Genomic DNA, 26,052 nt, shown 5'->3' with positions numbered 1-26,052 from the left:
ACCTTAAACGTCAAACGTTAAACCTCAAACGACTCTATCTTTTCAACTTCCCCGACGTATCTCCCTGCACCAGGGTGTTTACTTCGGAAACGGACGCAATATTGGCATCGCCCAGAATGGTATGCTTTAGTACGGAAGCGGCAACGCCAAATTCCAGTGCCTGCTGGGGATCAGCGTAGGTGAGCAGACCATAGATCAGGCCGGCCATGTACGCATCGCCCGTGCCGATTCGGTCGACAATCGGCTGAATATCGTACGTCCGCGAATGGTATGCCCGCTCCTTATCGTACAGCCAGGCCGACAGCCGGTTGTGCGAGGCACTGAGCTGCTCCCGCCTGGTATCGGTCACGTACCGCACATTCGGAAAGCGCTGCCGCAGGGCCTGGGCGCTTGCTTCGTTATCGCTTTCGTGAATATCGTACAAATGAGCAAACAGGCCGGCATTACCGAGTACCAGCGTACAACCTTCGGTTAGTGCCGGGATAATCTCCTGTGGGTGCTTTCCATACTGCCAGAGGTTGCTGCGATAAACCGGGTCGCCGGAGACCGGTACGCCCAGTTGGTTGGCCGTCTGGATAGCCGCCAGCAGGCAATCGGCCGCGCCTTGCGAGAGCGCGGGGGTGATTCCCGTCCAGTGGAACCAGTCTGCTCCCTGTAAAATCGTCTCCCAGTCGAACTCATCCGCCTGCATGCGCATAAATGCCGAATCGGCCCGGTCATAGACAATCTGGCTAGCGCGACTGGCGGCTCCTGTTTCCAGAAAATACAAGCCCAGGCGGCCCTCGCCGTAGCGGATATGCCGGGTATCAACCCCAAACTGACGGAGGTAGCTGACGGCCGAATGGCCCAGCGGATGGTCGGGAAAAAGGGTGACATGCGCGGCTTCGTACCCGAAATGCGCCAGCGAAACGGCGACGTTCGCTTCGGTGCCGCCAAAGGCAATATTGAGGGTGGTGGTCTGCGTGAATCGCTCGAAGCCCGGCGGACTCAACCGCATCATAACTTCGCCAAACGTTACAATCTTCTTCATACTTAGAGTTATGAATTAAGAGTTAAGAATTAAGAGTTATGGCTGATGCACCAATCCTTAACCACCGGGTGGCCCCGTCTTAACTCTTAACTCTTAATTCTTAATTCTACACTACTACGCTTTCCAGTTCCTCCACGCTCACCGGCTCCAGTTTCGGCAGAACAAGGTGGATAATGGCGAGGGCAATCAGGTAGGCACAACCGGCAATAATGAACATAGGCAGGTACCCAAATGCAGTTATAATCCGCCCGGCTAGCAAGGCCAGCAGAATACCGCCTACCGCACCAAACATTCCGCCGATGCCAGTAACCGACGCAACGACACTTTTTGGAAAGAGATCGGAGGCAAAGGTATACATATTAGCGGCCCAACCCTGATGCGCGGCCGTGGCCACCGAGATTAAGGCAATGGCTACGTACAGGCTGCTGGTTTTAGCCGCAAAGAATATGGGAACTACGCACAGGGCACAAATGAGCATCGTGGTTTTCCGGGCGCGGTTGGCCGTCCAGCCCAGGTTCATGAACTGGGTGCTGAGCCAGCCAAAAAAGACGCTGCCGGCATCGGATACAATGTAGATGATGAGAAACGGGATACCAAAGCTTTTCAGGTCCAGCCGCTGTTCGAGGGCGTCGTTAGAATTAAAGAAATCGGGTAGCCACGTCATGTAAAACCACCAAATGGGGTCGGCCATGAACTTACCAACGGCGAAGGCCCAGGTCTGCTTGTACGAAAGCAGCTTACTCCAGGACACCTTCAGCGGCTGCTGCTCCTGCTCATCGTCGCTGTGAATGTAATCCAGTTCTGCTTTGGATACCCGGGGGTTCCGGTGAGGTTTGGTGTAAGTAAACCACCAGAACGCCAGCAGGACAAAACCCAGTACACCCGTCACGAAAAATGAACTGCGCCAGCCAAATTTCAGGATCAGCCAGGGCACCACCAACGCCGTCAGAATAATACCTACGTTGGCTCCCGCATTAAATACCCCACTGGCAAACGAGCGCTCCCGCCGGGGAAACCATTCGGATATGGTTTTGACGGCCGCCGGAAAATTGGCAGCTTCCCCAATACCAAGGCTGGTTCGAGCCAGAGCAAGGCCCCGCATCGAGCTGACAAATGTAGTGGCTACAGCCGCAATGCTCCAGACGTAGATCCCCAGGGCAAAGCCCCGCCGGGTGCCGATACGGTCAATGAGCCAGCCTACCACCAGAAAGCCGATAGCGTAGGCAAACTTAAAGGCGGCATCGACATCGCCGTACTGAATCCTGAACCGATCCAGCGCTTCCTGCGTCAGAATCTGGTTCGGGCCGATGCCCATCATCTCTTTCCGGAACAGCTCGTCCGTCATGGTAAAGGAAAGTACCTGCCGGTCTACGTAGTTGATCGTAGTCGCCAGAAACAGCAGCGCCACCATACGCCATCGGTAGTTTCCAGGAGACGGAGCGGTAATATTCATGAATTCTCAACTCTATTTGTTAGAAAAGCAGATGTCACTGCTTTTTTACCCAAAAGCTCCCACTATGTTAGAACAAACCTGGCGGTGGTACGGTCCCAACGACCCCGTAACCCTGTCGGATATAGGCCAGGCCGGTGCCACCGGCATCGTTACCGCGCTGCATCATATTCCCAATGGGCAGGTCTGGCCCGTCGACGAAATCCGGAAGCGAAAAACCGAGATCGAAAAAATGGGCCTCACCTGGTCGGTCGTCGAAAGTATTCCGGTCCACGAGGCCATTAAGACCCGCACCGGTGCGTACCGGCAATACATCGAGAATTACAAGGAGTCGATTGCCAACCTGGCCGAGTGCGGCATCGATACGGTTTGCTACAACTTCATGCCCGTGCTCGACTGGACCCGTACCGATCTGGACTTCCCCATGCCCGACGGCTCCACAGCTCTGCGGTTCGACGCGGCCGAATTTGCCGCTTTTGAGCTGTACATTCTGAAGCGCCCCGGAGCCGACAAGCATTATACCGCCGAGCAGGTGCAGAAAGCCAAAGCCTGTTACGAAGCGCTGGACGAAACCCAGGCCCGGCGGCTGCTACGCAACATCATTGCCGGTTTGCCCGGTTCGGAGGAGAGCTATACTGTGGAGCAGTTTCAGGAGACGCTGAATACCTACCAGCATATTGGTGATGCCGAACTGCGGACCAGCCTGTACAGCTTCCTGCGCGAGATTGTGCCCGTGGCCGAATCCGTAGGCGTACGGCTGTCTATTCACCCCGACGATCCTCCGTACCCGATCCTGGGCCTGCCCCGCGTAGTGAGTACGGAAGCCGATGCCCGGCAGTTACTGGCTGCTGCGGAATCACCCGCCAACGGGATCTGTTTCTGTACCGGCTCCTACGGAGTGCGGCCCGATAATGATCTGGTCGGTATGGTGGAGCGGCTGGGGCCGTGGGTGCATTTTATCCACCTGCGCAGTACCCGGCGCGATGCCGACGGCAACTTTTACGAAGCCAACCACCTGGAAGGTGATGTAGATATGTTCGGTGTGATGCGGGCCTTGCTGCAGGAACAGAAACGCCGGACCGACGAAGGCCGTACTGACCTGCGCATGCCGTTCCGACCCGATCACGGCCACCGGATGCTGGACGACCTGAACTCCGGTAAACGAACCAACCCCGGCTATACCGCCATTGGCCGCCTGCGGGGGCTGGCCGAGCTGCGAGGCCTGATGCTGGGTATTGACCGAATGAGTAACCAACCGACTGCTGCCATATGAATATAGATACCCTTACCTCCGTAAAGCCGTTTCTGGACGATGATTTTCTCCTCCAGACCGAAACGGCCCGGCGGCTCTACCACGAGTACGCCAAAGACATGCCGATTATCGACTACCACTGTCACCTGCCACCCGACCAGATTGCGACCGACAAGCGGTTTGACAACCTGACGCAGATCTGGCTGTATGGCGACCATTATAAATGGCGGGCCATGCGCACCAATGGCGTGCCGGAGCGCTACTGTACCGGCGACGCAGGCGACTACGAGAAGTTTGAGAAGTGGGCCGAGACGGTGCCCTATACCATGCGGAACCCGCTGTATCACTGGACGCATATGGAGCTGAAGAATCCCTTCGGTGTGGAAACGGTATTGAACCCGGATACCGCCCGCGAGGTGTACGACACCTGCACCCAGCAACTGCGTGACCGCTGGACCACACGCTCGCTGCTGCAGCACTTCAACGTACAGGTCGTCTGCACCACCGATGATCCGCTCGATTCGCTGGAATACCACCGCCAGATTGCCGAGAGCGGGTTTGCTACCCGCGTGCTGCCCACCTTCCGGCCGGATAAAGCCATGAACGTGGATGATCCGGAGGTATTCCGGGCCTATGTGCAGCGGGTGGGCGAGGTCTGCAACTGCGATCTCCGGACGTTGAACGACTACCTCGACTGCCTGAAGCAACGACATGACTACTTTGCCGAAATGGGCTGCCGCCTGTCTGATCACGGTCTGGAGACCATCTCATCTGTTCCCTACACCGACAGCGATATTCAGCGCATCTTCCGGAATCTGCTGAACCAGACACCCATTACGCCGGAAGAAGCTGAGCAGTTCCGGTCGTTTATGCTGGTGCAGTTTGCCGAGTGGGATTGGGAGAAAGGCTGGACGCAGCAGTATCACCTGGGTGCCCTGCGGAACAACAACCGTCGGCTACTGCGCGAACTAGGCCCGGATACGGGCTGGGACTCCATCGGCGATTTTGCGCAGGCTCGTTCCTTATCCCGTTTTCTGGGTGGGCTGGACGATCAGAATAAACTGGCCAAAACCATTCTGTACAACCTGAACCCTGGGGATAACGAAGTGATAGCCACCATGGCGGGTAACTTCAACGACGGATCAGTACCGGGCAAGATTCAGTTTGGCTCGGGCTGGTGGTTTCTGGATCAGAAAGATGGCATGGAGAAGCAGATGAACGCCCTCTCGAACATGGGCCTGCTGAGCCGCTTTGTGGGTATGCTGACCGATTCGCGGAGTTTCCTGTCGTACCCGCGCCATGAGTACTTCCGCCGGATTCTGTGCAACCTCTACGGCAACGATGTCGAAAATGGGGAATTGCCGAACGATGTTGAGTGGATCGGCAAACTGGTGCAGGACATCTGCTACAACAACGCAAAGGGATATTTTGGGTTTTAACAAGAAGGGGCGTCACTAACGCCCCTTCTTAATTTACGGTATCACCTCAAACACCAGAAATTGCGTAATCTGGGCAGCGCCAAAGTTATCAGTTGACTTAGGCAATTTGCTGATGATTATACATCTCCGCGTACGTATTTCCCATCGCCAACAAGTTCTGATGCGTACCACTCTCTACCACAGCTCCATCCTGAAGGGTAATAATCAGATCGGCGTGCTTGATAGCCGACAGACGATGGGTAATGATAAAGACTGTTTTTTCAGATGCTACCTTATTGAGGGCGGCAAAGACCTGGGCTTCGGTGAGTGCATCCAGTGCCGACGTGGGTTCATCTAAAATCAGTATCGGTGCCTGCTTCAGAAAAGCACGGGCCAGTGATATACGCTGCTTTTCTCCACCCGACAGCGACGTACCTGTCTCTGTAATAGGCGTATCATAGCCGAGAGGTAGCTTCTTGATAAAGTCGTGCGCCTGTGCGGCCTGTGCGGCCTTTCGGATCTCATCGGGGGTAGCATCCGGCTTTCCAAAAGCGATGTTCTCGCTGATGGTCATCGGAAATAGAAAAGGATCCTGTAGTACCAGGGCGACATTCTCCCGCAGGAAGCCGAGCGGAATGGTACGCAGGTCATGCCCATCAATAGTTATTCTACCCGACCATGGATCATAAAATCGGGACAGAAGGGAGATAAGCGAGCTTTTCCCGGCACCGGTAGGTCCCACAATGGCGACCGTTTTGCCGGCTGGAACATGAAGATTTATGTTCCGCAATGTCAGCTTTCCACTGGTTCTTAACCCGTAGCCAAAATCAACATTTTCGAAACTAATATTGCCCGATAAACGCGCCGGTGCGGTACTGGACGGTTTATCGTTCACGAACTCTTCCGAATCCAGAATATCAAATAAACGCTTGCTCCGTGAACTGATCACCACACTGGTGCCAATAGCAATAGACAAGGAGTTTACAGGGCCGTACAGCGCCGTGATATACCCCAAAAAGACGAAGAGATCACCCGCCGAGATCACTCCGTTCATTCCCTGGTGGGCTCCAAATCCAACCACAATTACGGCCACTAAACCGGTAATCAGGGCCGAAAGCTGATTATAGCCTGCCGACACCTGCGTTGCTTTCAGAAAGGCCCGGTTATACTCCATCACATGCGTTTCCATCTTTTTCTGCATCAGACTCTCCCGGGCAAAGGCCTGAATAACCCGCATGGAAGCCAGGCTTTGCTGTACAAAGGCTGACAAATTGCCAAAGCTCTGGTATTGCTTATCGGTAGTTGTCTCCATTGGCTTAGTGAATACTACCAAAGCAATCACCAGCAACGGTACTACCGACAGAGCGACCAGCGCCAGCTCCAGATTGATACAGGCCATGATGTAAAACATGGCACCTAACGAAAGTAATGAACTTGTAGCGGGAACAATGATCTGGGCCACCAGGTAGTAAACGACAAACACATCACTGCTAAGCCGCTGGAGCAGATCACCTATTTTATTTTTGAAATAAAATGTCACAGAAAGCTGCTGAAGCTTATGGTACAGTTCTATAGACAGATCCGTGACTAATCGCTGGCAAAAACCCGCCATAAAGCTGGTCACCCAAAACGCAAACAGCGCACTTCCGGCCGCACTCACGGCCATAACCGCCAGACAACCTACCAGCAGAGCGCCTTTATCGGCCCACCAGATAGATTGCCCGGCTAAACCAATTAATAAAGGGGGTAACGGCTTACTGCTCAGAACGGAGTCGATAATTATTTTTACCGGCAGTGGCTTCAGCACCTCGAACCCCACCCCAACCAGTGCAATAAGGATAAGTCCTGAAAGTTTCAGCTTGTAGCTGACTACATAACGCAATAACCGGAGTAGAAGTGATGGTTTTTTCATAGGATGACGGGCGTCCCCGTTACTATGTTATGCTTCTGCCGTTACGGGCAAATAAGTAAGTAGCTCATCATTTGACGGTAAGGATTCTTCTGGCAGTATTTCAGTAGCTGACTGCTGAAACGCATCGGTGAATGCGGCTAGCGCCCGCGCCTTGCCGGTAAAGAAGCTCACCAGGAGCAATACCGAAACTAGGCCGAACACAGCACTGATTACGTATGATTGACTGGCAACGGCGAACCCACAAAGGCTAAGCATACCAATCAGCAGACTACCACTTGCCGCCGAATACGTTGGCCAGCATTTAAACCGGACAAGTTGCTTACCTCCCCCATGTTCTTCAACCGTCAGTAAGCCGCGCACGGACGAAAACAGGCTACCACTCACCTGCAAATCCCAGGCGTCAAATTCTCCACCAGATCGGACCCGGGTATCAAATGCCTTGAGTCGGCTCTCGACTTCTCCTAACCAGTCTTCGGCCGATCGCCAATTTTCCGACCATTTAGTCAGGATAATTCTGCGGCTGAATAAATGGCTCAGCCTATAACTGACCGGGCCCCGCTTTCGCCATGGCGTAAGTCCGTATGTCAACCGCCCGTATAAACGAGCCATAGGCTGAATAGCATGGAGGGCGGTAATCAGCGCCCAATAGGCTAGCCGTTGGGTCTGGGGCACGTTCAGGCGGGCCTTTGCCGCGCTAACGCCAGACTGTATCCAGATAATGACAAACGCAGCAATAAAGGCGGGTAACACCCACAGCAAGGGTGACCAAACCAGGCCCAGGAATGTAAGAAAGCAGAGGAAACCCGTCAGCAAGTACCACTCCGGCATTAGGGGCAGGTAAGAAATAAGTCCGGAAGCCGGCTGATACACCGATTGGAACGGAGCCGACCCCCATACGCCATGAAATATCCGGCTGCGCCGGAGAGAAAGCGGCTGTGTTACCCCATTACCATAGATACGGCCACCCCAACTTACATGGCCCATCCCATTATACTTTTCAGGCCACTTCTGCTCCAGCAGTGCCTCGGCCCGGCCGTAGCCTTGCTGCTGTTTCCAGTAGGCCTTCAGCGAGTTGCGCCGGTGGTGCCATACCGTTGCCGAAGGATGAAAACCAATGGTGTAGCCCTGCTGCTGCACCCGCCAGCACACATCCACGTCATCGCCGGCCGCCCGATAAATGGGATCAAACCCGCCAATCTCCAGCAGCACCTCCCGACGGAACGACATATTGCAACCCGGTATGTGTTCGGCAATCTCGTCGGTGGTCAGCACATGTACCGGCCCACCCGGTGCGTGAAAGACGCACATAGCTATGGGACCATCGTTCCCGGGCAGCAGGTTGGGACCGCCTACACCGGCATGATTGGTGTTGAGGTAGCTGTAGGCCAGGTAGTGCAGCCAGTGGGGATCGGGATAGGCATCATCGTCGATGTAGGCCACAATTTCGCCGGTGGCGGCATACAGACCTGTATTACGGGCATTGCTCAGCCCGCGGTTAGGTGTTGAAATAAGCCGGAACGGGTATTCACCAGCAATACAGGCCAACTGATCGGTTGATCCATCATTGACGACGATCACTTCGTAGTTGGGGTAGTCCAGTTTCAGGAGTCCGTCCAGCGTATCACGAATGGTCGCAGAACCGTTATAAGAACAAACAATGACTGAGATCTTGGGCAGAACCGCCCTTGCTGTGGCAAAAGGAGCGTCTGAGAATGCCCGTTGAACGGCTTCTAGAGCTAGTTTAGGTTCCCGCTGCCGGTCTACAATACCAAAATCCCAATCTTCAATCTCAAAGCCGCCCCGCCACCACTCGTCGGTCCAGGCAAAGACAAACGTTCCGGCGCAGCCCTTGCCGAAGATGGTGCGAATCTGCCAGTCCAGCACCGCTGCCTGCTTCTCCTCACCATTGCGCATGCTGTCGAGGCCAATCTCTGCCAGCACCAGCGGCCGATCACCCGTCAGGTTATGCAGCCGCGCCAGGTAAATGCTTAACTTTTCCTCGGTCTCCAGATAAACATTGAAGCAATCGAAGTCGAGAAAGGGTAATGAAAGATATTCGGTAGTGGGATAATTGACGTAGGTTACCAGCCCTTCCGGATCTACCGTTTTGACTGCCCGAAAGAGCTGATGAAGAAAGCGTTCAATGCGTTTGGGACCGTACCAGCGGACAATCTGCGCCGGAATTTCATTGCCGATGGTGTAACATAGTACGGCCGGGTGGTGGGCACAGGCCTGAACACCTTCCTGAACACGCTGAATAATGCCCTGGATTCGGGTGCGTTCATCCAGGAACGTAATATGCTGTTCCCAGGGCAGGCCAACCATTACCTTGAGGTTGTGTTGATGAGCAAGGTCCAGCAGGTAGCGGGGAGGAACGGTGTAAGTACGTACCGCATTGACACCGTGGCTTGCCATCTGTGAGAAGTCCTTTTCCACATCCGCAGCTAAAGGGAACTGATTACCGTGTTCGCCGGGCTGAAACGTACCGTAGGTTACCCCTTTGATGTAAAACGTTTCTCCGCCTATGGTAATAAATTTACCGTCAACCCGCGGCCGGGCACAGAAGCCTGCTGCTGCCTCAGACGCTACGTGTTTCTTCATTGCTAAGTAATTAAGTAGAAATCCCCTCCTGCTTTGTATAGAAAATAAATCAGGGCATACGTTGAGCTTTCAATAAGCTCGTGAATTAGAAAATGACTGGCGACAGCCGTCTGCAGAAAATGGTGTGTTCGTAATGCGTGCTGCACAGGCTTGGACGTATTCTAGCCTGTAGTGTCAGCCTCTGGCAGCAGTATATGAATAGAAAATTTATTCTATCAGGTAAATTTATGTTGAGTGATTTATATATAAATGAAAACAGAATTAAATTTTTCCGGGATAGGCAAAAAAACAGCTTCAACTATAAACCGTGTGGTTACACAAATCTATAGCTAAAAATACCTATTTTTAGCTATAGATTTGTGGCAGGCCAACGAATTCTGGCGTAAGCCAGATTGGTAATTTTTAAGGAGAACGTAACTACCCGGCGACCCGTGGATCTGAACCCCCAATTGCCTAGCTTCAGGTCCATAGTTTACCGCCCTTCTGAATTTGATGGGGTTCCGGTAAGCAAACAAACGGTTGTAATTGTTCTGATGTTAATGCGTTTGATTGATCCGCAACCCTGCAACGCAAAGGCGACCATGTAGTCATTCTGCGACAACCCTTATCCCCCTAGTTCAGGCTCGCAGGTCGTACATTTCTATGCGTTCGTTCTTCAGCATACACTGAAAGTTTGTCCGCAGGTGCTGCGCAAAACGGGTATAATAATCGAGCCACCAGAAGGCCGGCCACGCAATAGCAATGAATCCGGCTTTGTTCTTCCGCATTTGCGCTAAAGCCTGAATAGCGGCATCATCATCGACCGGAGGACCAAGGTACCCCTGCTCCTGTCCTGAGAACGGTATAACCGTGCCGGCGTTCAGGTTCAGTTCCGTCCGAATCTGATCTTCATCGACCAGAATAAATGGCTGACCGATACCGACACAGGCCAGAATATCCTCTCTGGTCTGATTAAGTTGAGTCTTCCACAGCAACTTCGCTTTTTCTCCTGCCGTAATCCAGCCAGTCTGAGTTTCCATAGACGCTTTCAGACGGCCGACCAGCCGATCAAGCGTTGTCAGGTTGATCCCTTTAGTTTGGAGGACATCCCGAAACCGGGTATCCGAAAACGCTGTATTGACGACCTCCTCCGGCGAATCGGCCCAGCAGGTCAGCTTGTTGTCCCTGGTCCAGGCCTCGTAAAAGCCCCGCACTTTTCCGTAGTTATTGTCCATCAGCACGTGCGGAATGTCGAGCAACAGGCACATAATGTGTCCGTGCAGGCGGTCGGTGACAACCACATGGCCCTGGCTCAGAGTGGTTATCCCCCGCAGAAAGCGCTCCCGGGCAATGGGGTCATAGGTCCCTACAAGCCCGCGGTACAACTCCGGTGCTTTATCAGGAAGCTGCTTTAGATCACGGCTTAGCTGCTCATTCAGGTCGCGGAGAGCACTGTGGGGCTCCTCCAGCCAGTCGGTGCAGATGAGACCCAGCTCATTCTGAGGAGCCGGTTTGTTCTGGGTCTCCTTATCGGTTCTCGCCAACCAGACCATATCCGTTTGGGCCTGGTGGGGTCGTTCCACGGGACCAAGGGCAAAGGCCATGTCGGGGCATAGCGTCGCCGGAACCGCAAACTGCTGCCGGGCAAAATCCAGACTGGCCTGGTCGCGAACAAGCAGCGTCAGGTCAGGGTGAGCTTCCAGAATCAGGCGGGTTCGGGCAATACTGGCCTCCTGTCTGAAATGCAGGGTTTGAGGTAGCTGAATGATCTTGTTGCTGGGAAAATCCTGTATGACGCGCTCCCGAAAATGCTGCAAGTCAGTCCAGATGTCTCCAAAGTTGCCACCGCCCTGCAACAGAATAATACCGCTGCCCAATTGAGCAGCCATCAACTCCCGCGAGTAGGTCTCCTTATCGCAGCTATAGACAACGGTATTGCGGTTTCGGCGCAGCCAGGCTTTGGCGCCCAGCCAGATTACACTATCGCCCGAGTTGGCGTAGTTCGGAAACTCCAGCAGGGCGCAGGAGGCACCGGCCGGGACCAGTGGCTTTAAGACTTTATCAATGGTTGAAGCCAGTTTATCGATCAGTTGTTTTCCGGAAATCATGCTGTAGTTTGGCATATACGTGTGAAAGGGAGCCGTTTAGGCCGGTTGCAGATTAAAGATGATCAGCCGGTCATTCTCCAGCATACACGGGTATTGGGTACGCAGAAATTGATGCAGCTCGCGGTAGTGGTCGAGCCACCAGAAACTCGGCCAGGCAAACACCACCGTAGCCGCTCCGTTGCCACGCTGCCGCTCAATCTCCCGAATGGCCGCAGCATCATCGGCCGGGGCGCCCCAATATTGGCCATCCTGCTCCGGGAACGGTATGCACCGTCGCCCCGCAACCAAATCGCCGGTTCCCCAGTAATTCTCGTCGACCAGAATAAAACGTGCTGCAGGTGGTACTGCCGCGTCGATCTCCTGGAGGGATAGATAAATCCGGTGAAACCAGGAGTCCCGTTTCCAGATAGTGATATCGACGGGCACACCCGCGACCGACAGGTGCTCGTACAGTGCCTGCCAGGCGTGGCCGAACCAGCCGAAATAAGTTTGAAGGTAGGGTTCGATTGATTTCAGGGTGTCGTTACTGCCGTGTACGCGATAGAAGCCCTGAGGCTCGGTTAACCTTCGAATCGGACCATAAACCGGAGCCAGCACGAACAGGTAGAAATCGACGCCACCCGTTCTAAAATCGGCTTCTGGTAACGGAAATACCTGGTTGAGAAACCGGCGCGACCAGGCATTGCCGCTGGTCGGAGCGCCATAGGCCGTACCGCAGCAAAAGGCCGGCCCGTGATGTACAAGCCCCTCCCGCAGATCACCCTCCGCCAGCGGATGAGCCGGAACAACACCGCCACTTCTTCGGCCTGCCCCGTCGATGCGCCACATCGGCCAGTGTACCTTAGCCACCTCCGGGCTGTCGAAAGCATTAACCACCTGTTCGATCGCGGTGGGCAGCAGCGTATCGTCGGCGTCGAGAAAGATAATTATTTCGCCCCTACTGACTTTGAAGCCCTCATTGAAGGCTGATGCCTGACCACCGTTTGCTTTTAGGATAGCGGTAATGGCATTGCCATATTCCCGAATAATGGCGGCCGAATCATCGGTTGAGCCATCGTCTACCACAATCACTTCCGTATGGGTGTAGGTCTGCTGACGTGCACTGTCGATAGCCGCCCGCAGAAAGCGCCCATAATTATAATTGTCGATGATGATGCTGACTAGTGGGGTTTTGTTCATACCAATGTGCTAAAGACCCAACTCATCCAAAAACTTACGCAACACGTTCTTAGCCTCCAGGTACTCACAGGCTATTTCAAACGCTTTGTCGCGGTGCCATTGGTAGTTACGTTCAATGGCTTCAATGGCTTCCTGCGCTTCGGCCACATCGTTCACGGCAAACAGTCCTTCACCGACCGGCAAATGCCGGCTGAAGCCGGTATCCTGCACCACGACCGGCCGCCCACTGGCCAGATAGGCTGCACTTTTATCGCTGAACCACCCCGAATCAGTAGCCGTATACATGTTCTTACACACACTAAACTCCCCCCGGCAACCGTACAGATACTGCCGGAAGGTATCGAACGTAAAGGTTACCCGCTGGGCATTCGTAATGGACCAGCCTTTCTCTCTCAATATCCTTTCTTTGTCTTCCTCCAGACCGGAAACGGCGACCTCCAGCGGAGTGTCGACCAATCGCGGCAGCGCCATAAATTTCTCGAATTCGATGTCTTTGTGCCCGTATACCACCCCTTTGTAGGTCACGCAGTCGTACGACTTCCAGTTCATGATGGTCGAATAGGGGGCCGCAGCCGGTGGGGCCAACCGGCTGAACAAACGAGTATTGACCGGGTTGAAAATGTATCCCCAGTCTATACCTCCCGTGGGTATGATGTTGTGGTCTTTGCCTACATTCATGCCGTTGGTAAAATAGCGGTCGTAGGTCGGCAGGGGTATATTCTCGTCTTTCTCCTGCTGCCATTTGAAATGCGAATACGCCGGGTCTACGTCGATATAGACCCGCAGGCCGGCCAGGGCGGATTCTTCCTCCCAGCTACCGTGCGCTCCGGACTCGATATATACATCGGCCCGGCGAAAAACTGCATTTACCTGCTCCCTGGAAAGGCCGTGGTAGATATCACCCTTTTCAACATAACACCAGTTGTTTTCCAGGCCATACCGCGCCAGCAGATCCGAAACAACATTCAGACCGTAGGTGCAGTCGTCGCTGAGCACCCCTTTCACCGGGTCGTAGCAGGAGTCCGGGTACGCATATTTCTCAACCATATACACCTCATGCCCGAGTTCTTTAAAACCCACCAGATACTGCAACGCCCAGGACAAATTGCCCCCCAGCGGATAGCGCACCATATAGGAGCCAATAACAAGGGTTGCCATGCGTTCTCCTTAATTCACATGCGCCAGCATATCCGAGAGCACTTTCCCGCTGTCGAAGTATTCGTGGGCAATGTCGCGGGCGGCTTTCGAATGCTTTTCATAATTACCGGTAACCTCAGCCACGGCCTGAGACGCCGTTTCCAGATCGCTGATGGCCAGAACGCCTTCTCCCGCCGGCATATAGCGCGACCATTTAGTGTCCTGCGTTAGTACTGGCCGGCCCGAAGCCAGGTATACAGCCGACCGCCCCGAGAACCAGCCGCTGTTTGATTTAATGTAGGTCTCTTTGGTGACCGAGAACTCCGCAAACGATGACTGCACAAAGTCCCGGTAGTTATCTTTGTCGGCAATCAGGTTACCAGGACTCAGAATATCCCAGCCGCGAGCCGTCAGACTGTTCATCGACTGCACAGTTTCGGCGTCTTTCGGCCGGTTGATGATGATCTCAAATTTCCGCTTCGAGGCTGTAGGCAGTTCAAAGAACTTCCGGAACTCCTTGTTCTTCTGCCCCCAGGTTTCGTTATCGTAGATAAAATCGGGGCGCTCGGTCCAGTTCATAATCGACGTAAAACCGAACGAACTCTGCTTCGCTACGGGCTGATCCCAGAAGTCAACACAGATCGGCTTTTTGGTCGTCAGCCAGTTGTAGTCAAACTGCGGAATGCGGCAATCGGGCTGGCCGATGTTCAGGCCAAAGGTGAAGAACAGGTCATGTTCCTGCATGTAAACGCGGGAGTATTCGGCTTCCGATCCACCGGCTTCCATTTTCAGATGGTACTGGTACTGGGTAAACATCGGGTCGGTATCAATCAGGATTTTCACCGGTATCTTCCGGTACTCATCCCGCCATACTGTTGACGAAGAGACGTTGATGAACACATCAGCCGTTTTGCAGACCTCCTTCAGCCTCGTCTCCGACATACCGAATGTCTTTCCGGTAGCCACATCGCGGTAGGCCCAGCGGTCTTCCATGCCGATCTCGGCCATGGCCTTCTTCAGGTACTCGACGCCGAAAGTACAATCATCCCAGCTATCGCCCGATGCCTGGTAAACCGGGTAAAGCTGGGTATCTTCAATGTAATATACATCGTGGCCGAGCAGCTTCAGGCCCAGCGGATATTGCAGGTAATCCCAGGTGGCTCCGCCAGTCGGAAACAGGCCAATAAAGCCCCCTACCACTATTTTCATCTTTTCCATAATCGTTAAGTTTATTTATTAGTCGATAGTTGATAGTCAGTAGTCGGTAGTCAATACGGGGCTGCCGGGCGGTCAATAATGCTGACGCCTGCAACTATTGACTATCGACTAACAACTACCTTCACTCTTTCACCTCTACATCCGTCGGCTCCAGATACCGCACCACCCGACCGGGATTACCCACTACCACTGCGTAAGGCGGCACATCTTCCGTAACAATGGTTTTGCAGCCGATGACCGCTCCCCGGCCAATGGTCACTCCCGGCAGAATAACCGCTTCAAAACCGACCCATACGTTCTCCTCAATAACAACCGGCTGCGGGTCAGTCATTTCCAGATGCCGGTTCGGCGAATGAGCGGCTGCTTCGAGCATTTGCCGCCGAAGAGCCGGGGCCTGAGTCTGTTCGGTCAGCCAGCTATCGGTCAGCACCGAACCCCACGAAAACATACAATGGTCATGTATGGAAACCAACAGGTTGCTGATGATGCGTGTACACTGGAGCACAACGTACCGGCCCACGCGGATTTCACCGTTTTTACCGGTTGTAAACATGCTGTGGCCGTAATTACCACTGGCATATCCCAACGAAAAACCCACCGGCTTCTCGGAGAAGAAGGTGGTGAACGAATACGACGTATCGGGGTAAGCCATGTCGGCCAGCTCGATATTGGCCGGCAGCGGATTCGGGAACCAGTCGCCGTCGATGAATAGTCGGCCGGTATCACTTTCGGTCACCGATTGAGCCAGGTGTTTATGCATAATCAGGAATTGTAATTTGGGCTGGATTGCCCGATACCACCGCCCCTGCCGGAACATCTTTCAGCACCACCGCTCCCGGCTGAATCACGGCTCCCTTACCAATGGTTACCCCTTTCAGGATTGTGGCGTTGAAGCCAATCCAGACTTCATCCTCAACAATGACCGGCGCCGAGTCGAACACCGGCCGCAGGGCTTTGTTGCCGACCGGCGAAATGGCGATGGTGTCGGCAAGGCGGGCGGCCGGGTCGAGCGGGTGAAAATCGGTATCGACAATGGTTACGCCCCCGGCAATGAACACATACCGGCCAATGCTGATTTGGCGGGAAGCCGCCAGACAGGCCCCGGAGATATAGCTGTAGTCGCCGATCTCGATAAAGCCGTTCTCTTCGGTAGCCAGCGCCGAACTTAGCAGCGTTACGTGGCTACCCACCTTCAGCCCAACGGGCAGTTTCGAAAAATACTTCTTGAAACTGGCGGATGAGTCAATTACCACATTATCACCAACCTCTATGTTGAGGGGCACCGGAAAACGACACCAGTCACCCTCAATGGCTCCGCCCGGAACCAGTGGCTGAAATACAGGCCGATTTGTTGTTTGTGTTTCCATACGCTATTGAGCTACCTCCTGATATTTATATAATTCGGCGTACACTTTGCCGCCGTTTACCAGCACATCATGCGTACCGGTCTCGGCAATAGTGCCGTCTTTGATCGTAACAATCAGATCGGCGTGCCGAATGGTAGACAGCCGGTGCGAGATGATGAAGATGGTCCGGCCCGACGAATAAGACGATAGGGCCTGGAATATCCGGGCTTCGGTCTGCGCATCCAGGGCCGAGGTCGGCTCGTCGAGGATCAGAATCGGGGTGTTGCGCAGAAACGCCCTGGCCAGTGAAATCCGCTGCTTCTCGCCACCCGACAGCGATACTCCGCCTTCACTGGCAACCGTATCGTAGCCGTCCGGCAACCGGCTGATGAAGTCGTGCGCCTGGGCAGCTTTGGCGGCTTCAATAATCTCTTCTCTTGACGCGTGCGGATTGCCGAATGCAATATTATCGGCCAGCGACATGGGGAAGATAAACGAGTCCTGCAGAACCAGCGTTACGTTGTTGCGCAGTGACTGCAGTGTTACATCCTTCAGGTTTATGCCGTCCAGCAGCACCTCGCCCCCCCAGGGGTCATAAAAACGCAACAGCATCGAAATCATCGACGTTTTACCGGCCCCCGTCGGGCCAACTACGGCCACAATCTGCCCCGGACTAACCTCCAGGCTGAAATCCTCCAGCACCCTCAGCGCCTGCGCCGATTGGCCGTAGCCAAAGCTGACATTCCGGAACTGAACATGGCCCTTCACATCGGTCAGGGGTCGCGCATCAGGCTTTTCGGCAACTACCTCGTCCGAATCGAGAATCTCAAATACGCGTTTTCCCCGGGCGCTGATGGTGATAGCGGTCTGAATGGTACCCGCCAGCGAGTTGACGGGCCCAAACAACGAACCGATATAGCCGATAAAGATGTACAGTTCACCAATGGAGATAGCCCCTCCCAAACTCATGTAAGCCCCTACCCCGATGACGATGGCGGTGGCCATACCGGAGAGCAAAGCCGTAAGCGTATTGTAAATGGTCGATATTTTGGTCGAGTTGACCGACGCGTCGTTATGCTGCGCCACAACGGCTTTAAACTGCTCGCTGGTGTCGCCTTCCCGGGAATAGGCCTGAATGATCTTGATCGACGAAAGGCTCTGCTGGATAAACGACCACAGCTTACCCGATTCTTCGTACTGCCGCTGCGTCGATTCGGTCATGGGTTTCCGGAATACCACCAGCAAAACGGCAAAAATCGGAACGATGGACATAGCGATGAGCGCCAGTGTGACGTTGATGCTCATCATGATATACAACATGGCAAACAGGGTTACTATCGCGAATAAAGTCGGCAGCAGAATACCCCCGATTATGGAATAGATCACGTAAGTGTCGCCCGATAATCGCTGCATCAGCTCGCCGATCTTGTTCCTGGAATAAAAAGCCAGCGACATCCGCTGTAGTTTATCGAAAACCTGCGCCGACAGGTCCAGCACCATTTGCTGACAAACGCGGGTGGTCAAGTGGGTAGATATAAACGTCAAAGCGGAACTACCAAGCACGATAAGGACCGATACCACAACAAAGACAACCAGCAGGCTGATTTTATCGGGTATCCCTCCGGCCGCAAGAAAAAACTGCTGTAATTGGGTGGGCAGCGGGTGATCCGACAAGACATTATCGATCACGTATTTCATGGGCAATGGCCGCAGCACATTGAACCCCACGTTGGCGATCCCGATCAGAATCAGCAGCAGGACTTTCCACGTATAAGGTGCCGTGAACTGCGTCAGCCTCAACAGGACATCGTATTTGATGGATGGCAATTTCACTGATTTCATACTTTCAACGTTGCGTAAATCACTTTTTCCGTACTCCTCATCCACTCACCGCCGGGGTATGTCGGCCTTATCGTCGTTATTGATTTTTTTGGTTTGTCTGCTGCTGCTGCTTTGCCCGAACTGCCAGTAAAATGTAGCCAGCACCGACCGGGTTACGTTTGCCGAAGTACCGTACGACGTGAAGGTGGGAGCTTCCCGGACGTTCTCCTGCCGCACCACCCGGTTGAAGGGTGTAGTCGCCGATAAGGTCAGGCTGGCTTTTTTATCCCAGAGTTCTTTCCGGGCAGAGAACGTGTACCCATACCAGCCGGACGTTCGCCCCTGCAGAATAACGCGGCCCGACGTATAATTGCCATTAGCCTGCACGATAATCCCTTTCGGCAGCCGGTACGACATATTGGCGGTAGCGTTCCAGACAAACCCCCGGTTGCCTTGCCCGAGGGCGGGGCTGTACGACTCTACCCGCTGCAGCGTACTGCCCCCGGCAATGGTCAGGTTCCGGCGCGGCTGCACATTGGTGTTGATCTGAAGCCCCGAGACACTGCGCCGGGCTATGTTCTGCGGCCGTGACACGGAAATGCCTTCTGCATCGACCGTGCTGACGGATTCAATGGCGTTGTTGGTCTGCCGATGGTACAGGGCCGTATTCAGAACAATACCTTTGCCCACAAAGGTGCTGTAAGCCAGTTCGGCCGCGTGCGCCAGCTCCGGGTCCAGGTCGGGATTCCCGGTGACCAGATTTTGTGGATTGCTGAAGTTGACGTAGGGGTTGAGGTAGCCCACCAGCGGCCGGGTAATGCGCTGGGTGTAACTCATCCGCAGGGTACGCTTGTTTTTGAACCGGCGGATAAGCGACAGATTTGGAATCAGGTTCTGGTATTGCTGACTGATTCGGGTATTCGTACTGGCAAAGTTCCCGTTAATAGCGGTATGCTCCAGCCGGGCACCGATCACAGCTACCCAGTTCCGGCCGGGAGCCAGCCTGATTGAGGTGTATCCCGACAATACCTGCTGGGTATAGTCGAACTTAGTAGAGCGGGTGGGGTCAGGTACAAAAATATATGAGCCGTCCAGCGCCTGATCGAGGCTGTAGTCGCTGCCGATGTCGCGCAGAATGACTTTGGCACCCACCTCCAGGGTAGCCTGAGTGGTATCAGTCCTGATCCGAAACCGGAACGGATAGGTGTAATCAGTCTGGACCGTCAGTTCGTTATAGTGGCTCAGGTTGATGCTGCGCTCCCGGTAGGTGACCAGGTTTTCCTGCGTGTACTGATCGGCGGTGTAGTTATTGCGGTCGGGGGTGTGGCTGTACTGCGCCAGAACAGACAGTTCCGGCTGCGGACCCGTTTCGGTAACGTAGTGACCAATAGCCAATTTATCCCGCAGGTTGGGGGCAAGCACGTGGCGGTACACGACCTTTCGTTTCTGAAACGTTTTGGTGTAGCCCAGATTGGCTTCGCCGTTGCGGTAGTAGTCACTAAACTCAATAGCCCGCCGGAACTCCTGAAGGATATTGCCGGCCGGGGTGTAGAGCCGGCTGTACAGGCTGCTGTTATTCGGATAATTGCCGCCCCAGCCACTCAGCCACAGGCTGATGCGGGTGGTCGAATCGGGATCGTAATCCAGGTTGATACCTATATTGCCACCCATCCCGGTATTGTCCTGGCGGCTGCTCTGGAAAAGAATATTGATCGGTTGGCCGTTTACCAGGGTAGTCCGGTACGATTCGGTTTCGCTAATGGAGCGGTACTGGTAAAGGCCCCCCGTCACCGATACCCCCAGCTTTTTCCCCTGTACGTTCACACTCGCTCCTGCCGACTGCGACAAATTACCTGCCGAGACATACGAACTGCCGTTGAATCCCTCCCACCGTTTTAGGGTAACGATGTTGATGATCCCGGCCACACCCTCGGCATCGTATTTAGCGCCCGGACTGGTGATCACCTCCACCGTTTTGATCGTGCTGCCGGGGAGTTGCCGCAGCGCATCGGCCTGGTTGCGGGCCATCAGAGCCGACGGTTTACCATTGAGGAAGATTTTAAAATTGCCACTCCCCCGAAGCTGCACATTGCCGTTCAGGTCCACACTCAGCATCGGCACTTTCCGCAGTACATCGGCCGCCGACCCACCCACGTTGGCCATGTCTTTTTCGGCATTATACACCAGCCGGTCGCCCTTATCCTCGATCAGCGCCCGCTGACCCGTCACCACAACCTCTTTAAGCATTTTGGTGTCGGGACGCAGCCGGATACCCGTCAGAGATAACCCGGCCTCGCCTTCTCTGACCAATAGATTGGGTATAGTTTTTGCCTGGTAGCCTACACTTGTTATTACCAGTTTATAACTGCCGTACGGAATCTGCCCCAGTTGAAAGGCCCCCTGCTCATCGGCAACAGTACCCACTACCAGTTTACCGGCCGGACTCATCAGGGCCAGGGTGGTAAACGGTACCGGATTACCCGTGATCGAATCTACAACGCTACCTGCCAATTGGCCCGGTGAATAGTGCAGAATTGGGACCGCAGCAGCTGCCGGAATTACGCCTACAGACGTCTGCGCCATTGCCGTTGCCGTGACCAGTATCCCCCCCATCAAACAAAAAAGAACCTTCATTACCGAATTGAATCAGATACAGACTTAGAGGACACCGGGCGTAATTTTTTGCGGATGCACCGTGACAAGGGTTTCGCCGGCAAAAGGCAGAGACAAGAGTTCGGGCTCCTTTTCGGGCCCGTCGGCTGCTGTATCCTGGTCATCGGTTTCGGCAGGAGAATCGGTCACCGGCTGCTGAAATGCCTCACAAAACGCAATCATTGCCCGTGCCGTGCCGGTAAAGAAACCCACCAGCAGCCCCAGGCTCATCAGGCCAAACAGCAAACTGATAAGGTATGCCTGATGCCACACTGCCAGGCCCCCTAAACCAATCGAGACGAAAAAGAGCCATCTACCAACCATTGAGCTCCGGGCGCGGCACCGGAGCCGCAGCAGTTGCTTGCCGCCCCCATGCTCCTCAATGGTCAGCAAACCCCGCACGGCCGCAAAGAAACTACCGCTCACCTGCAGGTCCCAGGCATCGAATTCCCCCCCAGAACGTACCCGAACGTTGGTCGCTTTCAGATGCCGCTCCATATCGGCCAGCCAGTCTTCGAGCGAACGCCAGTTTTCAGACCAGCGCGTTACGTGGCTAGTACGGGCAAACAGGTGGTGCCACTGATACCGGGCCGGTCCCCGCTTCCGCCAGGGTGTCAGGCCATAGGCGAACCGGCCATACAACCGTGCGAGTGGCTGTATAACATGCAACCAGCTCGTCAGCAACCAAAACCAGCCCTGTTGCTTTCTGGTGGGAGCCTTGTAAGGAGCCCTGGCGGCACTCACCCCGGCCTGAATCAATACAATGGCCAGGGTAGCCACAAAACCGGGTATAGCCCATAGCAACGGCGACCAGACCAGCCCCAGCACCGACAACAGGGCCAATCCCCCCGTCAGCAGATACCACTCCGGCATCAGCGGCAGACACGCCAGCAGGCTCGGTGCCGGCTGATACACCGATTGAAACGGCGCACTCCCCCAGATACCGTGGAAGATTTTTCGCCGGCGCAGCTCCAGCGGCTGCGTTACACCATTGCCGTAGATGCGGCCGCCCCAGCTCAGGTGCCCCAGGGTATTGTATTTCTCCGGCCACTTCCGCTCCAGCAGCGCTTCGGCCCGGCCGTAGCCTTGCTGCTGTTTCCAGTAGGCCTGCAGCGAGTTGCGCCGATGATGCCAGACTGTAGCCGAGGGGTGATACCCAATGGTGTATCCTTTCTGCTGCACCCGCCAGCATACATCCACATCATCACCGGCAGCCCGGTAGATCGGGTCAAAACCGCCGATCTCCAGCAGTACTTCCCGACGGAACGACATATTGCAGCCGGGGATGTGCTCGGCAATTTCGTCGGTGGTCAGCACGTGTACCGGCCCACCCGGTGCATGAAAAACACTGGTAGCAATGGGGCCATCGTGCTCCGGCAACAGGTTGGGACCACCCATACCGGCATGCTTGGTGTTCAGGTAGCTGTAGGCCAGGTAATGCAGCCAGTGCGGGTCCGGATAGGCATCATCGTCGATATAAGCAACAATGTCGCCGGTGGCCGCTTCCAGACCGGTGTTGCGGGCGTTGCTCAGGCCCCGGTTTGGGGTACAGATCAGGCGGAAGGGATATAATCCGACAATTCCGGGAGTCTGATCGGTAGAGCCGTCGCTAACTACAATGACCTCAAAATCAGGGTAATCCAGTTCCAGCAGGCCGTTCATACAGTCGCGGATAGTAGCGGCACCGTTATAGGTACAAACCACCACCGAAATCTTCGGCAGTTGGGTTTTCGAGGCAAAGGGCGCATCGGCAAAAACCTGCGCCACCGTAGCCAACGCCCGTTTAGGCTGTCGCTGCCGGGTTACAATGCCAAAATCCCAGTCTTCAATTTCGAAACCTCCCCGCCACCATTCATCCGTCCAGGCAAAGACAAAGGTTCCGGCACAGCCCTTGCCAAAAATGGTGCGAATCTGCCAGTCCAGTACCTCCGCCTGACGCTCTTCGCCATTCCGCATACTGTCCAGGCCTATTTCGGCCAGCACCAGCGGCCGGTCGCCGGTCAGGTTATGCAGCCGGGCAAGGTAAGCGCTCAGCTTTTCTTCCGTCTCCAGGTACACATTAAAACAGTCGAAATCCAGAAACGGCAGGGAAAGGTACTCGGTTGTGGGATAGTTTACATAGGTGACCAGCCCGTCGGGATCAATGGCTTTGACGGCGTTGAATAGCTGATGCAGAAACTGTTCTATACGCTTAGGACCATACCAACGCACAATCTGCGCGGGTATTTCGTTGCCGATGGTGTAACACAGCACCGCCGGGTGCTGCGCACAGGATCGTACGCCCTCCTGTACCCGACCGATAATCTCCCTGACCCGGGCAGCCTCATCCAGAAACGTGATGTGCTGTTCCCAGGGTAACCCCACCATAACCTTTAGTCCGTAATCGCCGGCGAGTTCCAGCAGGTAACGCGGAGGCACCGTATAGGTTCGAACCGCATTGATACCGTGACGGACCATCAGGGAAAAATCATGTTCTACCGTTCTGGGGGAGGGAAACTGATTACCTTGTTCATCCGGCCGAAACGTGCCGTAAGTAACGCCTTTGATGTAAAACTTCTCTCCACCAATAGTAATAAACTTACCCTCAACACTGGGCCGAAAACAGGCCTGCCCGATTTCTTCACAAACTTTCATCTTACCACATTGAGTATATAGAACAAATAGTATTTTAAGCCGGTCTTTACGCTGAAAAACCCACAGTTCCGGGCCTGAACAGCCACCGTTATGTGGCAGTTCCTTTTAAATTAAAGGGCTTAAATACGTTTGAAAAGTTACTAAGGTGGTACAACTACATCATATATTAAGCTTTGCAGGTAGAGCGCACGGCTGAGCATCTATTTTTCTACATGAGTCTATAAACATTAGAAACTCCTTAGAAAGGCAACAAAGGTATAAGCCAAATCTGAAAACAAATTGAACTATTTAAAGAACTTTTGTAAAATGGAGTTAAAACTTTTAAACGGTCCAGAAAAAGATAAGATCAAAAAGCACAACTATGGAAACATATTAAAGCGTGTAAGACGTACTTTTACTCAGGCTTGTTAGTACTTAATTTACCCAGATCTGAAGCGTTCGGCTGCGCTATCCGGCGTACTCCCGTTCGGGCAGTAGGCAAAACTCCGGTTACCGCATATACCTATACGTTATCAAAAAGTAAAACCGTGATTTAAGGGTTTCTTCACGCCGTGTTTTAGACATTTTACAGGAAAAACACAGACCGGCAGTTGCCTTTCCAGATCGTGGGTTATCCGTAAATTTACTGAGTATAAACCAGCGTTGCCCCTATGAGTCGTTGCTGCTTACCCGCCGGCTTCTGATAAACGCCCAGCCGACCAGCACACCCAAAATCACCCCGAGTGCGTCGGCGAGTGCATCGCGCCAGTCACAGGTGCGGTTGATCGGGGCCACCCCCTGGAAGAGTTCGATGCCTATACCGTACAGTATGCCGGTTATCAGCACTACTTTTGGCCGGTAGCCCGCCAAAACCCACAAAACGCCATACGGCACAAAAATGACCGTATGCATCCACTTATCGTTGAACTGCTCCGTAATAGGCGGCAGGTCAGGACCGGGAACCGAGCAACCTAAAAAGATAATAATCGTCCAGATCAGGGCAGCCCACCAGAGAAGAGACTTGTTTTTCATAGTCGATAGTTGTTGGTACTTATTGGCGGGGGGTCAGGCGATAGGTGGTGAGCCAGAGGAATACGCTTGTGAGGGAGAGCAGATAAATCACATTGCGGGAGTCGATAAGGCCGCGGCCGAGCGATCGGTATTGCTCATCCAGGGCCAGGTAGGAGAGCCAGTACGCAGCGCTGCCGTCGCCCAGCAGGCCCGTTAACGAGCTCAGGCCTACATAGAGCAGAAAGCAGAAGAATACCCCCAGCACAAAGGCCACTACCTGGTTTTCGTTGATCGACGATGCCCACAGGCCAATTGCCACAAACACACCGCCCAACAACAAAAGGCCGATGTACGAACCAGTCACCGAGGCCGAATCGATATTGCCGGGCGGGTTACCCAACTGGTACAGCGTAATGTAATACAGCAGCGTCGGCAGCAGCGTCAGGGCCACCAGCAGCCAGTTGGCCAGGAACTTGCCTCCCACTACGCCCCAGCGACTGACGGGCTTAGTTAACAGCCATTCGAGTGTGCCGGTGCGGACCTCCTCAGCAATGGCACGCATGGTCATAGCCGGCACCAGAAACAGCATCACATAGGGTGTCAGGTTAAAAAAAGTGCCCATGTCGGCGTAGCCGTAGGCGAGCAGACTGGTGTCCGGAAACACCCATAGCATCAGCCCCACGGCGGTCAGAAACACCACCATGATGATGTAGGCAATGGGCGAACTGAAAAACTGGTTGATTTCTTTGCGAAAAATGGCTCCCATCAGTCAAAAACCGGCCGGTTCCGGCGCAGGATAGCGGCTATTACCAACGAAAAGATGAACCCCATGAAAATGGTACCCAGCACCCCAAAGATGAACAGCAGGCCCGGACTCTGAAACATCTGGCCAAATTCCATTGCCTTGTCAATCTGGTCGTCGGTCATACCCCGCTCCTCGTACTGCACCCGCATTTGGTCCATCATCCGGTTCTGAAACTCGGTGTCAATCATGTTCGTATACAACACGCCGTACAGACTGGACAGGATACCGGCGACGCCCGAAGTCAGTGCGCCTAACCCCAGGCCTTCGCCGTAACTCATATAGTTATTATTCAGCGAACGGTATTCGCGCATGGCCATGACCAGACCGATAATGATGATAGCGTAGGCTACAATACTTAGCGCGGTATTTCCCACCTGATCGGTCACGTACAGAATGGTGCTGAACAGGATGGAAGCAATACCGATAATAAGACCCCATTTCAGGGCAAGACGGGCGGAGGAGGGTTTTTCTTCCATTGTCGACTAAGTGGTTTGGGGGAAAGTAGGTGTTATAACCGAAT

18 protein-coding genes are annotated in these 26,052 nt (G+C 54.1%); 2 read left to right on the top strand and 16 right to left on the bottom strand.

The features are described from left to right. Nucleotides 1-34: 34 nt before the first annotated feature. Both ABD931_RS09350 and ABD931_RS09345 read right to left on the bottom strand, forming a co-directional pair. A complete protein-coding gene (locus tag ABD931_RS09350; protein WP_345266296.1) occupies nucleotides 35-1,030 on the bottom strand; it encodes a PfkB family carbohydrate kinase in 996 nt (331 codons plus the stop codon). A gap of 106 nt (nucleotides 1,031-1,136) precedes the next feature. Continuing rightward, nucleotides 1,137-2,483 (bottom strand): MFS transporter, encoded by a 1,347-nt coding sequence (locus tag ABD931_RS09345; protein WP_345266294.1) that lies wholly within the window; start codon nucleotides 2,481-2,483, stop codon nucleotides 1,137-1,139. A 64-nt stretch (nucleotides 2,484-2,547) separates the two neighbouring features. Here ABD931_RS09345 and uxuA point away from each other — a divergent pair, with 64 nt between their 5' ends. Together uxuA and uxaC are read left to right on the top strand one after the other, a co-directional pair. Continuing rightward, on the top strand, nucleotides 2,548-3,753 hold the full coding sequence (gene uxuA / locus ABD931_RS09340) for a mannonate dehydratase (protein WP_345266292.1): 1,206 nt from the start codon (nucleotides 2,548-2,550) through the stop codon (nucleotides 3,751-3,753). Continuing rightward, entirely contained in the window at nucleotides 3,750-5,171 is a 1,422-nt protein-coding gene (gene uxaC, locus ABD931_RS09335) for a glucuronate isomerase (protein ID WP_345266290.1), read from the top strand. The genes uxuA and uxaC overlap by 4 nt, the downstream gene beginning before the upstream one ends. 97 nt (nucleotides 5,172-5,268) lie before the next feature. Here uxaC and ABD931_RS09330 read toward each other — a convergent pair whose 3' ends face one another. From ABD931_RS09330 to ABD931_RS09265, 14 genes are all read right to left on the bottom strand, one after another. Further along, complete coding sequence (locus ABD931_RS09330) at nucleotides 5,269-7,062, bottom strand: ABC transporter ATP-binding protein (protein WP_345266288.1); 1,794 nt, start codon at nucleotides 7,060-7,062, stop codon at nucleotides 5,269-5,271. 27 nt (nucleotides 7,063-7,089) lie between these two features. Further along, the gene (locus ABD931_RS09325; protein WP_345266286.1) at nucleotides 7,090-9,663 is read right to left on the bottom strand and encodes a glycosyltransferase; all 2,574 of its coding nucleotides are present in this window, start codon (nucleotides 9,661-9,663) and stop codon (nucleotides 7,090-7,092) included. Between the two features lie 617 nt (nucleotides 9,664-10,280). Next, the gene (locus tag ABD931_RS09320; protein ID WP_345266284.1) at nucleotides 10,281-11,765 is read right to left on the bottom strand and encodes a polysaccharide pyruvyl transferase family protein; all 1,485 of its coding nucleotides are present in this window, start codon (nucleotides 11,763-11,765) and stop codon (nucleotides 10,281-10,283) included. Between the two features lie 21 nt (nucleotides 11,766-11,786). Then, on the bottom strand, nucleotides 11,787-12,929 hold the full coding sequence (locus ABD931_RS09315) for a glycosyltransferase family 2 protein (protein WP_345266282.1): 1,143 nt from the start codon (nucleotides 12,927-12,929) through the stop codon (nucleotides 11,787-11,789). 9 nt (nucleotides 12,930-12,938) lie between these two features. Further along, nucleotides 12,939-14,087 carry a glycosyltransferase gene (locus tag ABD931_RS09310; RefSeq protein ID WP_345266280.1) on the bottom strand — a complete coding sequence of 383 codons (1,149 nt, stop codon included), beginning with the start codon at nucleotides 14,085-14,087 and terminating at the stop codon, nucleotides 12,939-12,941. Between the two features lie 9 nt (nucleotides 14,088-14,096). Continuing rightward, complete coding sequence (locus ABD931_RS09305) at nucleotides 14,097-15,284, bottom strand: hypothetical protein (RefSeq protein ID WP_345266278.1); 1,188 nt, start codon at nucleotides 15,282-15,284, stop codon at nucleotides 14,097-14,099. Between the two features lie 121 nt (nucleotides 15,285-15,405). Continuing rightward, the gene (locus ABD931_RS09300) at nucleotides 15,406-16,044 is read right to left on the bottom strand and encodes an acyltransferase (RefSeq protein ID WP_345266276.1); all 639 of its coding nucleotides are present in this window, start codon (nucleotides 16,042-16,044) and stop codon (nucleotides 15,406-15,408) included. Next, the gene (locus tag ABD931_RS09295; protein ID WP_345266274.1) at nucleotides 16,037-16,651 is read right to left on the bottom strand and encodes a DapH/DapD/GlmU-related protein; all 615 of its coding nucleotides are present in this window, start codon (nucleotides 16,649-16,651) and stop codon (nucleotides 16,037-16,039) included. The genes ABD931_RS09300 and ABD931_RS09295 overlap by 8 nt, the downstream gene beginning before the upstream one ends. Before the next feature lie 3 nt (nucleotides 16,652-16,654). Next, entirely contained in the window at nucleotides 16,655-18,472 is a 1,818-nt protein-coding gene (locus tag ABD931_RS09290) for an ABC transporter ATP-binding protein (protein ID WP_345266272.1), read from the bottom strand. 45 nt (nucleotides 18,473-18,517) lie between these two features. After that, the gene (locus ABD931_RS09285) at nucleotides 18,518-21,085 is read right to left on the bottom strand and encodes a TonB-dependent receptor domain-containing protein (RefSeq protein WP_345266270.1); all 2,568 of its coding nucleotides are present in this window, start codon (nucleotides 21,083-21,085) and stop codon (nucleotides 18,518-18,520) included. Between the two features lie 24 nt (nucleotides 21,086-21,109). Beyond that, nucleotides 21,110-23,737 (bottom strand): glycosyltransferase, encoded by a 2,628-nt coding sequence (locus tag ABD931_RS09280; RefSeq protein WP_345266268.1) that lies wholly within the window; start codon nucleotides 23,735-23,737, stop codon nucleotides 21,110-21,112. Between the two features lie 648 nt (nucleotides 23,738-24,385). Beyond that, nucleotides 24,386-24,748, bottom strand: coding sequence for a VanZ family protein (locus ABD931_RS09275; protein ID WP_345266266.1), 363 nt, complete (start codon nucleotides 24,746-24,748; stop codon nucleotides 24,386-24,388). A 19-nt stretch (nucleotides 24,749-24,767) separates the two neighbouring features. Beyond that, complete coding sequence (gldF, locus tag ABD931_RS09270; protein ID WP_345266264.1) at nucleotides 24,768-25,493, bottom strand: gliding motility-associated ABC transporter permease subunit GldF; 726 nt, start codon at nucleotides 25,491-25,493, stop codon at nucleotides 24,768-24,770. After that, nucleotides 25,493-26,008 carry a DUF4199 domain-containing protein gene (locus tag ABD931_RS09265; protein WP_345266262.1) on the bottom strand — a complete coding sequence of 172 codons (516 nt, stop codon included), beginning with the start codon at nucleotides 26,006-26,008 and terminating at the stop codon, nucleotides 25,493-25,495. Before ABD931_RS09265 ends, gldF begins: the two co-directional genes overlap by 1 nt. Nucleotides 26,009-26,052 lie beyond the last annotated feature (44 nt).

Origin of the sequence: Nibrella viscosa, assembly GCF_039541875.1 — a bacterium.
Classification (GTDB): Bacteria; Bacteroidota; Bacteroidia; order Cytophagales; family Spirosomataceae; genus Nibrella; species Nibrella viscosa.
The sequence above is the reverse complement of the archived record's forward strand: the minus strand, read 5'-3'. Positions and strand labels throughout refer to the sequence as shown.

Excerpts from the sequence above, each read along its gene's own strand:
- ABD931_RS09280 (WP_345266268.1), bottom strand. The coding sequence starts at position 23,737 with ATGAAAGTTTGTGAAGAAATCGGGCAGGCCTGTTTTCGGCCCAGTGTT.
- ABD931_RS09295 (WP_345266274.1), bottom strand. The coding sequence starts at position 16,651 with ATGGAAACACAAACAACAAATCGGCCTGTATTTCAGCCACTGGTTCCG.
- ABD931_RS09265 (WP_345266262.1), bottom strand. The coding sequence starts at position 26,008 with ATGGAAGAAAAACCCTCCTCCGCCCGTCTTGCCCTGAAATGGGGTCTT.
- ABD931_RS09330 (WP_345266288.1), bottom strand. The coding sequence starts at position 7,062 with ATGAAAAAACCATCACTTCTACTCCGGTTATTGCGTTATGTAGTCAGC.
- ABD931_RS09345 (WP_345266294.1), bottom strand. The coding sequence starts at position 2,483 with ATGAATATTACCGCTCCGTCTCCTGGAAACTACCGATGGCGTATGGTG.
- ABD931_RS09350 (WP_345266296.1), bottom strand. The coding sequence starts at position 1,030 with ATGAAGAAGATTGTAACGTTTGGCGAAGTTATGATGCGGTTGAGTCCG.
- ABD931_RS09310 (WP_345266280.1), bottom strand. The coding sequence starts at position 14,087 with ATGGCAACCCTTGTTATTGGCTCCTATATGGTGCGCTATCCGCTGGGG.
- ABD931_RS09315 (WP_345266282.1), bottom strand. The coding sequence starts at position 12,929 with ATGAACAAAACCCCACTAGTCAGCATCATCATCGACAATTATAATTAT.
- ABD931_RS09275 (WP_345266266.1), bottom strand. The coding sequence starts at position 24,748 with ATGAAAAACAAGTCTCTTCTCTGGTGGGCTGCCCTGATCTGGACGATT.
- ABD931_RS09290 (WP_345266272.1), bottom strand. The coding sequence starts at position 18,472 with ATGAAATCAGTGAAATTGCCATCCATCAAATACGATGTCCTGTTGAGG.
- uxaC (WP_345266290.1), top strand. The coding sequence starts at position 3,750 with ATGAATATAGATACCCTTACCTCCGTAAAGCCGTTTCTGGACGATGAT.
- ABD931_RS09320 (WP_345266284.1), bottom strand. The coding sequence starts at position 11,765 with ATGCCAAACTACAGCATGATTTCCGGAAAACAACTGATCGATAAACTG.
- ABD931_RS09285 (WP_345266270.1), bottom strand. The coding sequence starts at position 21,085 with ATGAAGGTTCTTTTTTGTTTGATGGGGGGGATACTGGTCACGGCAACG.
- ABD931_RS09300 (WP_345266276.1), bottom strand. The coding sequence starts at position 16,044 with ATGCATAAACACCTGGCTCAATCGGTGACCGAAAGTGATACCGGCCGA.
- uxuA (WP_345266292.1), top strand. The coding sequence starts at position 2,548 with ATGTTAGAACAAACCTGGCGGTGGTACGGTCCCAACGACCCCGTAACC.
- gldF (WP_345266264.1), bottom strand. The coding sequence starts at position 25,493 with ATGGGAGCCATTTTTCGCAAAGAAATCAACCAGTTTTTCAGTTCGCCC.
- ABD931_RS09305 (WP_345266278.1), bottom strand. The coding sequence starts at position 15,284 with ATGGAAAAGATGAAAATAGTGGTAGGGGGCTTTATTGGCCTGTTTCCG.
- ABD931_RS09325 (WP_345266286.1), bottom strand. The coding sequence starts at position 9,663 with ATGAAGAAACACGTAGCGTCTGAGGCAGCAGCAGGCTTCTGTGCCCGG.